4 protein-coding genes and 3 pseudogenes are annotated in these 10,312 nt (G+C 57.2%); 4 read left to right on the top strand and 3 right to left on the bottom strand.

Annotated features, from left to right (window positions below; genetic code table 11):
- Positions 1-208 precede the first annotated feature (208 nt).
- The 4 genes and pseudogenes from NKJ13_RS31060 (at position 209) to NKJ13_RS31045 (ending at position 1,765) form a co-directional block, all read left to right on the top strand.
- Positions 209-487 (top strand): IS66 family transposase, encoded by a 279-nt coding sequence (locus tag NKJ13_RS31060; RefSeq protein ID WP_352779477.1) that lies wholly within the window; start codon positions 209-211, stop codon positions 485-487.
- Positions 488-556: 69 nt separating this feature from the next.
- A pseudogene (locus NKJ13_RS31055) lies at positions 557-1,149 on the top strand (helix-turn-helix domain-containing protein); the annotation flags it as partial.
- An 87-nt stretch (positions 1,150-1,236) separates the two neighbouring features.
- A pseudogene (locus tag NKJ13_RS31050) lies at positions 1,237-1,409 on the top strand (IS66 family transposase); the annotation flags it as partial.
- A gap of 128 nt (positions 1,410-1,537) precedes the next feature.
- The gene (locus tag NKJ13_RS31045; RefSeq protein WP_352779474.1) at positions 1,538-1,765 is read left to right on the top strand and encodes a hypothetical protein; all 228 of its coding nucleotides are present in this window, start codon (positions 1,538-1,540) and stop codon (positions 1,763-1,765) included.
- A 351-nt stretch (positions 1,766-2,116) separates the two neighbouring features.
- Here the strand turns inward: NKJ13_RS31045 and NKJ13_RS31035 are convergent, their stop codons facing one another.
- The 3 genes and pseudogenes from NKJ13_RS31035 to NKJ13_RS31025 all read right to left on the bottom strand — a co-directional run.
- Positions 2,117-2,722 (bottom strand): TetR family transcriptional regulator, encoded by a 606-nt coding sequence (locus NKJ13_RS31035; RefSeq protein ID WP_352779472.1) that lies wholly within the window; start codon positions 2,720-2,722, stop codon positions 2,117-2,119.
- Positions 2,723-2,814: 92 nt separating this feature from the next.
- Positions 2,815-8,568: an alpha/beta fold hydrolase gene (locus tag NKJ13_RS31030; protein ID WP_352779469.1), complete on the bottom strand. Its 5,754-nt coding sequence runs from the start codon at positions 8,566-8,568 to the stop codon at positions 2,815-2,817.
- A gap of 1,450 nt (positions 8,569-10,018) precedes the next feature.
- Positions 10,019-10,180: pseudogene (locus NKJ13_RS31025) on the bottom strand (transposase); the annotation flags it as partial.
- Positions 10,181-10,312 lie beyond the last annotated feature (132 nt).

Here is a 10,312-nt window from a genome sequence, read left to right as displayed (position 1 = left end):
GCTGATCCGCCTTGCCATCCATCCTCCGAATCGGGATGACAACACCTGACCATCCCATTCGGAACAGCGACACTATTGGTAACATTTTGCTTGAGGCAATGCGGGGGGTCAGTTTCTCAATTCGGCCGACATATGCCTCGCGCGATCGGCGGCAGGAACATCCCGAGCGTCATCTGAAGACGTCAGCGGCATTCTGAGGCCGACCCCTATGGCGGCTATAACCCGCTGTTCAAGGCAGACCGCGACCCGGTCCGCTCACCAGGCGCTGTGTTGGGCGCATGCGCGCCGCAAATTCTTCGTGCTTGCCGACACGCGGCCAATGCCAAACGCGACAAGAACGCCGTGCCGATCTCACCCGATCGCGCTCGAGGCCGTCAAACGCATCGATGCGCTGTTCGACGTTGAGCGCGACATCAACGGTCCTGCCGCCGACGGAACGGCTGCAACGACGCCGGCAGAAAAGCCGTCTTCTCGCCACCGAACTTGAGGCCTGGCTGCGAACCGAGCGGGCCAAACTCTCGCGCAGTTCTCCGGTTGCCGAGCCAATCGACTATGTGCTGAACCGCCTGTCGATGCGGTTCCGGACCCCACGGGTCTCGCCAAGGATCTTGAAGCCGCCTGGAACGCGCCGGGCGTCGACATGCGCTGTCGCCAGCAGCTCCTGCGCGCGCTCATCAAGGATATCGTGGCGGACGTCGATGACTGCGCGCGACGTGATCCTGACCATTCACTGGCGTGGAGGCCAGCACTCGCAGGTGCGGATTAGCAAGCCCAAATCCGGCGAGCACGGCCAGCGTACACCTGAAGAAGCCCTGGCGATCATGCGATCCATGGCAACGCGGTGGTCGGATCGAAATCGCGGCCACGCTCAACCGCATGGGCATGCAGACCGGTCAGGGAAAGACCTGGACTGCTCGGCGCGTCCAATCGCTACGCACAGTGCACAAGATCAGCGCCTATCGATCTTCCGACAAGAATGGCGAATGGCTCACCATGTCGGACGCGGCCGCTAGGCTCCGTGTGTCGCACGTCAAGATCCGGCGTTTCATCAGGGACGGCATATTGCCCGCCGAACAGGTCATGCGCGGTGCGCCCTACCAAATCCGCGCCAGCGACCTTGAAGATGAACGGATCAAAGGCGATTTGGCGGGCAATACTCCGCGTCGCATCAACACGACAATCAGGAATTGCTGTTTTCCGCCATTTGAAGAGGGGGTGCATAATGAATCAGTCTTCGCTCTCGGCAGGAAAGCTTGGTTGTTTGCAGGCTCCGATCGCGGCGTTGATCGGGCCGCCTTCATGGCGTCGCTGATCAACACCGCCAAGCCAACGTCGACCCGCAAGCCTGGCTTGCCGGCACGTCGATCACACGGCTCGAGGACTTGCTTCCCTGGAATTGGAGCCCTTGACGATCGCAGCAGCTAAAGCTGCCTGATCTGGGCGCTCCATTATTGAGCTCACTTGCAAACCGGATCATTGAGGCCGTAAGACGGGATATCGCAACTCCGCTCTTTACACCCTCAATTATGTGGCCGAGATGCTCGAAGAGGATGACGACTTTTTGCGCGATTGCTCGATCGAGATGTTCTCGGAAGACGGTTGCTTGAGCGCCTACGACGACTATCCCGCATCCGAATTAAGCGAACCAATCGTCGTCTTCACCGAAAAGGGCATCGACAACCTTCGGCAGATCGTCGACGAGCGCACCGCTGCGGGCGACACACCGCCCAAACCTACCGCAGAAAACCGTCGCCCTAAATCATAGCCACCGCGGCCTTGGCCGAATGCTTACCCTTCAAGTTTGCGACCTTGCGCAGCCGGTCCTGTTGCTCCGCCTTCATCTTCCATGACCGAAAAAAGCATGCTGCGGATCGACGCTCGTCTCGCGCATCCATTTGCGCACCACGTTATCATGGAGATCCATGATCATGGCTCGCCCTGCGCAACAGGACACCTCGACCTTCACCAACCTCACTCCTCATGCTTGAACTCGCGGTTGAACTTCCTTTCTCTGCATTTCCATGCTCCAAGGCGTTGAACTACCTTATCTCGTGCCCCCGAATCTGGGAGAAGGCCACATTTTATATTTCCAGAGCTCTATTCTGATCATCACAAATCATTGTGGTTGTTGTTGTGCCCAATGGCGAACCATGCGCAAATGTATCTTTAATTGTGAGCGTAAAACGGAACTTGACCAGACGGAACGATTTGTCACGCCGCCTGCGCTCAGCCCAAATACAAATGTAACAATCGACCGCAGTGCAGTCCCAAAGACACCCGTTGGCCACTCTTCACTCTCCGGCCAAGCCGCCCGGATGACTCGGTCGTAAATTCTCTTTCCCTCGCAATGCAGCGCGACATTAAGTTTATAAAATCCAGAATCAGCGGCAATAACCCCCCAGAAATTCACCCAAATTATACTATCCTCTACCTGAGACTTCGACGTCGGTATCGCCACGTCAAGAAGGGTGGCAAGATCTGTTACTCCTTGTTCTAAAAGATATGCGATCTGGCGTTCCATGTTAAGAAGAGGGATACGCAATGCAGCTGCGATTATGTCCGTCTTTTTTTCGAAGTAATGCGTAATCATTCCCGTCGTTACTCCAGCCGCGTTGGCAATATCGATCATCGTAACTGCGGAGATACCCTTCGCCGCTATCGCCTTACCCGCTGCCTTGGCGATATGAAGGCGGGTTAGCTCAACGTCGATAATTTTTGGCATAGTCCCTATACGGTCCAACCTGAGCTGCAATTTCAATATTGTAGGCGCATTCGTTTTCGAGCGAGTTCATGGACCACACGCAGCGCCAGCTCCTAGCAAGAGGTGTGATTATTGCGACGGTCGGTTGTTACGCTGCATATTCGATCGTATAGATCTCCGAACGTCGCCGCCTCAATTATCTCGTCCAATTGCGGCGACCTCCAGACGTCGCTTTTCTCCAAATGAGCTTGGAGCTCTGCGGCGAGAAGGCTGTCTCCACCAACATCGAAAAAATTATCGTCCCAACCGATTTCTTTGGTGCCGATAATAGTCTTGATTTCCTCAAGGAAAATTCTCCTCGGATCACCGTTGATCGACATGTTGTCCTTTCCAGTTTCGACTTCTTCCGGCTGAGATGTTTTCTCTTCTTCTGGCTTTTCGTTGGGCGTCGTGAACACTTCCCCTCTGTGCCGCTCTTGCTCCCCGGGCTGCCACGGAAGGGTCGAGCCCGCAGGCTGATCATCCGGCCAGCATCGGTGACCGTCGAATGAGTACGTTGGAAGGGGAACGCGACGGCGACTATCGAACGGTTCCAATTGATCACTGGCCCGCTTCCAATCGACCGCAACGCCTACGGCCCAGAGGGTCCCAAGGCATTCCAGAACGAAATGGCGGTCAGTTTCTTGATCTTTCTCGTCGCGCGCAGCTGGGACAATCGCTGGGATTCTGGTCTTACGACCCTCTTGATTGATCGCTCGATGTGCGAAACGCGCCAGATTGCGCGAGGGGCCAAGGTCAATGAGCGCAGTTACACCAGCCGCGGTCATGGCCTCGAGAGAGCGATCGAATCGGACAATCTCAGTTGCATGCCTACTCCAATGGCTCTCCGGTAAGGGCACTTTCGCACGATGCAGAGATCCTGAATTCAGAGCGATGGCGACATTCGGCACCCCCTTTTCGACGGTGCGGACCCGCGCGTCGATGACATCAGTCGCTGGTTTCATTAGCGGAGAATGGCTGGGCACCCCAGCTGTATTAAGGAGGTGGCTGGGAATCTGTAGCTGTTCGAGCCTCCCCTGAAGCATTTCCAGAAGTTCCCGCTTGCCGGTGAACACGACATCGGTATTTGAGTTCACGAGACCGCCGCTGACCTCACCAGCTTCAGCTCGGTCACGCCAAACGTCCTCTGTGAGAATACGTTCAGCCTCGTCGCGGTCACATCTGGCCGCAAGCATAGCGCCGTCGCTAGCAAGGCTCGCCATCGCGCGGCTACGAACGATTGTCAGCCGAATAGCATCTTCAAGTTTCAGTATTCCCGCTAGGGTGGCCACGACGTAATCGCTCATGCTGTGTCCAACCAGATAATCGGGACGCACCCCACACAGTTCCAGCAAACGCGCCATGGCGTATTGTGCGGAGAAGATCATGATATTAATTTCTTCGAAGGAAGCGGTCGCGTATCCTTCGTCTTCTCCAAACATGACCGTCTCCAAGTCACGACCCAGGACCGGGCGACTAGCGGCCGCACAAGTCAGGAAAGCATTGCGGAAGTCGGGCACCTGATCAAACAGTTCCTTGAGCATTCGTCGGTGCTGCACTCCGCTGCCCGGCAGCATGAACCCGATCGACGGCGAGGAACGGATCCGATCAGCCGCACGATCCGCCTCTTCCTCTAACTTGGCGATGGCCATGTCCAAGTTGCGCGCCACAACGACTGTTCGATATTCGAATTGGCATCTCGCCACGCGTAGCGTGTGGGCGACGTCACCGAGATCGATCTCGCGCTTGCGCCGCAGGAACACGGCTAGATTCCGGCAGGCCCGGCTTAGCGCCGAGGAGGTCTTTGCAGATAGGCAAAGGGCGTGAGATCCCCGGGCGACCGATCCGGGCCAAGCCCTTGCCTTGTCGCTGTTCCATTCCTGCAGCACGACATGGCAGTTGGTTCCGCCGACACCGAGGCCAGTGACTCCTGCAGTTCGAAGGCGTCCCTGCGGACGGGGCCAAGGTCTGAGCTGCTCATTGACGAAGAAGTGTGTGTCTTTCAGACCCAGATCTTCGTTCAGCCGGTTGATGTTGATGGTCGGGGGGATTACCCCGTGCTGAAGGGTGAGAACTGTCTTGATAAAGCTCGCAACCCCGGCGGCGAAGTTGGCATGGCCGATGTTCGGTTTAATTGACCCGAGAGCACAGGCATTGCCCGTTCCCTCTTGCCCCGCGAAAGCCTCTGCCAAAGCGCGGACCTCGATCGGGTCGCCGACCTTGGTGCCGGTCCCATGAGTTTCGATGTATTCCACCTCTTCGGTGCCGAGTACCGCGGAGGCAAGTGCTTGGCGCACAACATCGGCCTGGCCTCGCGCGCTAGGCGCCGAGAACGACGATTTGACACGGCCATCGTTGTTAATGGCACATCCTTTTACCACTGCGTGGATCGGGTCGTTTGCCGCAAGCGCATCTTCGAGGCGCTTGAGAACGACGACTCCTACCCCGTCTCCGAGCACCGTGCCACTGGCATCTGCATCAAAGGCTCGGCACACGCCGTCCGAAGAATTGATGAAGTCCCGGACATACTGATACCCCGCTTGAGGGAAGGTGATACTCGAGCCGCCTGCCAGCGCCATGTCGCAATAGCCGGCCGCGAGCGACTGAGCGGCGACCGCGATCGCCACTAGCCCAGTTGAGCATGAGGTTTGCACCGCAATGCTTGGGCCGTTGAGGTTCAGCATATAGGACACCCGCGAGGCAAGGTAGTCCTTGTCGTTGCCGAGATCCGTCAGAAAAGCGAGCGGAGCGTTAGTGGGATCGATAAGGCCGCCGCCCTTCAAATGGTGTAGCAGATAGAGAGGGAAGGACGAACCTGCAAACACCCCCGTCCGCCCCTCATGCTGGGTGGGTGCATACCCGGCCGACTCGAGCGCCTTCCAGCAGCATTCGAGAAAAAGGCGATGCTGCGGGTCCATTAGCGTTGCCTCACGCCTCGAGAGACCCCAGAAATCCGGATCGAAAAGGTCCACATCGTTCAGGTGGGCACCCACGCGAACATAATCGGAGCGCTTCAGGACAACGTCCGGAATGCCCCGGGCCTTGAGCTCCTGCGCGGAGAGCGGGGCGATCGAGCACACCCCTTGGCAGAGGTTTTCCCAGAGATCATCGATGGTCTCCGCGCCGGGGAAACGCCCGGCCATACCAATCACCGCAATGTCCATCCCGGTGCCGCGTCGCCCGTCGAACCCCTTAATATGCGTCCCGCTCGCCGAGACTGGCGGTGTTTTGGGAAGCTTCCGGATTTGGGGATGTCCCTGCTCGCTGCGGCGCTGGTGGAGAAGAGCCGCGAGTTTTTCGAAAGTCGGATTGAGGAAGACCTCCACGACGCGGAGATCCACCTTCAGACTCCTACGAAGCTGTATGCAGAGACGTGCAGCCAGAAGGGAATGTCCGCCGCGGTCGAAAAAGTTATCGCCCGGATCGGCAGCCTCAGTCTGAAGAAGGTCGCGCCAAGCTGCGCGAAGTCCCGATTCGACCTCGTCGGCACTTGTCACTGGGGTGCAAGCCTCTTCCGCGAGGTCGCGGAGGCGCGACCGATCAAGTTTCCCATTAGCCGCGATGGGCAATTCTGTCACAGCGACGAACTCCGACGGCATCGCGTAGTGTGGCAGCTCAGACATCAAATGCGCCCGCAAATCAGCCTCCCAGCCCTTGGGCACATCCCGCAAGACTACATAGGCGATTAGTCGATCAGGTAGGCCGGTGGTCGGATCGAGCTCCGGCAATACGGCGGCGGAGCAGACCCCGGAGTACCGAAGCAAAGCAGCTTCTACAGACCCCGGCACGACGCTATAACCTCGGATCTTCACCATGAAAGCGCAGCGCCCGACAATCTCCAACTGGCCGCCGGGCAGCATGCGGCCAAGATCGCCAGTGCGGAACATCGTGCCATCAGCGCGGAACGGGTCGGGAAGGAATCTTTCCCGTGTCATCTCCGGGCTGTTGAGATATCCATGAGCCAATGCATCGCCGCCGATGAAGATCTCGCCCAGGAAGCCCAGTGGGACGGGATCGCGCTGCTCCCCGAGGACATAGACACTGACATTGTGCAGAGGTGGACCGACCGGTACCACCTTTGGTGTTGTCGCAGGCTCGATCTCGCTCAAGTCAATATGTGTGACATCATAGGTCTCTGCTACGCTGTAAAGATTGATAATTTTGACATGCGGCAGCGCATTCTTCACACGCGCGAGCAACGCTGCTGTTACCACCTCGCCTGATAGGTAAATCAGTCGGAGACCCGGAAGCCGGGAGGGGACAAGGAAGCCGCTGCTGACAAGCACATCCAGCAGTGAAGGGGTTAGCACTGTTCTGGAAATTCGGTTCCGCTCAAGGAATTCGACCAGTTGGTGCGGATCGTAGATAACGTCGTCCGGTATCAGATAAGCTGGCATACCGGCGAGGATCGGCCGCATTATCTCCCAGACCAAGAAGAGATTGACCGCCTCGCGCTCATCAGGCGCGTATGGCAGCGCGTGATAGCGCCACTGGTAAGAGCATACAGCGCTTCGGTGGGGGCAGACGATCCCTTTCGGTTCACCAGTCGTGCCAGACGAAAATACAATCTGGGCCGGCGCATCGAGATCCACCGCGTGAGGACTGGCCGGACTGGCCTTGCCGAGTCGCGCTTCCCAATCCTCGTCGAGCGACAGCGCAAGACCCGACCAGGTAGGCGGAAGGCCAGCTGCGAAACGCTTGTTGGTGACAACGATTTCAACACCTGCCTTCTCAAGTATCCGCTTTAGCGCCGCAACGGGCTGAGCTCTGTCAAGCACGACGTAGGCCGCCCCTGTCTTTAGAATACCGAACAGCGCGACGGCGTATTCAGGTGAAGTATCCATTAGGATACCGACACACGAGCCTCGGCCCTGGCCACGTCCGAGGAGGTGTCTAGATAGACTCTCGCTCAGGCCGTCGAGCTCACGGTACGTCAAGGTTCCATTCTTTGAAACGACGGCAGGGGCGTCTGGAATGAGGTTCGCCTGTTTGCGGAATTGGTCATGCAGTGGTAGTTCAGGATAAGGTAGGGCCTCGCCGATTCGAATGGAAGCTGGGAGTTGTTTTTTCACTTCCGCAACTTCACGCAGGACAGCAGACACCACTTCTGCCGTCATGGAATGGGTGTAGAAGTGGTCGCCCTCAAACATAATCCGGGCGAACCGTGACGTCGTGAGTTGACGCCATTTGTCTAGATCATTGGTATTGATTGTTTCGTCTTGAGCCCCCCCCATTGCGGTGATCGCCACATCGAGAGGCGTCGGTAGGTTTCGGTCATAGGTCTCCGCAAGTTCGAAGTCGGCCCGCATTGGGGGCAAAATGAAATTATGAAGGAGTTCGTCGTTTGCCAGCGCCTCCTTGGGTACCAGACCTAGGCTCCGGATCACATCGGTTAACTTGTCATCCGCATAACTATACAGGGGCGGCTCATCAGCCGGCACATCCGCCGACGGGTGAGCTGACACGACAACATGGAAGGGAGATGGCCGACCGGCCTTCTCCAGGAAGCGGGCGATCTCGTAAGCCACGAGGGCACCTACGCTGTGACCGAAGAAAATAAAGGGCCGGTCACTGTAGTCGCGGAGTGCCTCGGTGACCATAGGTACTAGTACGTCCATGCTGCGGATGGACGCCTCCGCTGACCGTTTGCCGCGCCCGGGAAGATCTATGCAAATAAGCTCAATGTCTTCGGGGAGATATTCAGACCAAGTACGGAACGACTGGACGCTACCACCCCCATGCGGGAAGAAAATTATCCGATAGGACGGCTCAGGCGAACTCTTTACGACGCTCAGCAATGCTTTGGCTTCACCAAGAAATTTTGTCATTTTTGCAACTACTCCACTGACCATTCCGCTTGAAATAACGTCTATCCGGACATCATTGTCTTAAGATAACTATAGATCCGGCATAAGAGACTTGGACAATTCTGCAATGGTCACCCTCCTCCGCGATGTAACTCCCATCGTTTAGACAGTGCACCGCCACAAAGATGCCGGCATTCTGCAGACGTCGCACCTCATCTCCAAGTATGCGGCCTCGGCATAGCTCTTGCGAGCGTGTGGTAACGAAACCGTTCGAGCGCGTGACGTAGCCAGGTCGCGTAGTCCGTCGGGTCGGACATGCCCGAGCGTGAAAACGCCACAGCAGACTGTAATGTCGTAACTCGTACCGGGGTAATTGGAGAGCGGCCAGCTGAGGTCGACATGGCCTTTGACATGCCGATAGATCCGGGTTTGCCCATCCTTCTCGGCCATCTCATCTGGGCGGTCGAATCCATCGAGCGACAGAAACCCGCAGCGCTTCATCTGCCCACCGAAGAGGCCGGTCCCACACCCAGCGTCTTGGATTTCCGTGGCTGTACAGTCTTTGGCCAAATACGGTCTCTGCACGGCGTTTGCGCGTTCTGCAACGACCATCGGCCCACAATACTCCTCGCGGCCGACATCCACATCATAGGATCTCGCCCAGCCGCTATAAAAGTGGGCCAAACCAGCGGCGGCGCCCTGAAGGGCATGGGAAGCCCTGATGCGATCTAGCGCGGCTTGTCTCAATGTGGTCTCTCGATCCGAGATGTTCATGACACTTCCGTGCAGGCAGATCGGCGTGAAAAGGTCTTCATGGGCGCAATGCCTGCGGCTGAAAGTACAAGCTGTACCTCACCGCTATGCGGGTCAGGGCTATTGGACAGACCAAGGTACCCAGAGTCCACGCTATTACCCGCATCATTGACGACCATGACGCAGCCGAGTTAGTAGGTCTCCTGATCATTAGGCGGCTAACATAGGTGGGAGCGCCAGGCAAAGGCTCGAGTAAGCCTATCTGGAGGTCGCTCAGCTGGGCGTTATCTAGCAGCATCATTGTCCAGCTCGCGACCTGATCCGTACGGCCGGATCAGCGAGGAATTCTCGTTGCTGCCGGTCTCGCATCAAAACCTCCGCAATAAGCCAGCGACGCTCCGCGATGAGATGGGATTGGTCGCCAAGCTGGACTACAATTATCGATGGCGAGGATAGCAGAGTCAGGCGATTGCAGAAAAAAATATTTATGAAAATTAAGTTCATTCATTTGAAAATTCGTTCAAATGATAAACAACCCCGTAACCATTCATAATAATACATTCGCATTTGATTGCTTATAATGTGGCGCAATATATTTAAAATATTTTGCCTCGTAGCAGCCGCAAGTAGGCGCCGCTGTCGGCAAAGCGACTCCTGCTGCTTGGCCTCCTGCAAGATCGGCGCTGTTGACGATCGCTGCGGTCAGTGGCTAGCCGGCCTTGGCGTGGCACCAGTCGACGACCTGCAGACCACGACAGTGGCCATCGGCTCGAATCAGGATCCCGGTGTTTGGCCAGTTGATCCGGATCGCGCGCATCAGGCGGTGAAGGTGGGGACGGATTTTTGCCCCGCTCGGCCGTTTCGCCGGTCGCAGGACCGCGTCACTTCGGCTTTCTCGCCAATAGCCACCTGTCGATGCCGGCTCAATACTCCCCAGAAGTGCCGTTTGAATCTTCCCCAGTATAGCGCTGCCGCCGGTCTTCCGGAGCGCGCTCCGGGAGACCGGCGGCGC

It is taken from the genome of Mesorhizobium sp. M0174 (assembly GCF_040322275.1).
In the GTDB taxonomy this organism is placed as follows: Bacteria; Pseudomonadota; Alphaproteobacteria; order Rhizobiales; family Rhizobiaceae; genus Mesorhizobium.
The sequence above is the reverse complement of the archived record's forward strand: the minus strand, read 5'-3'. Positions and strand labels throughout refer to the sequence as shown.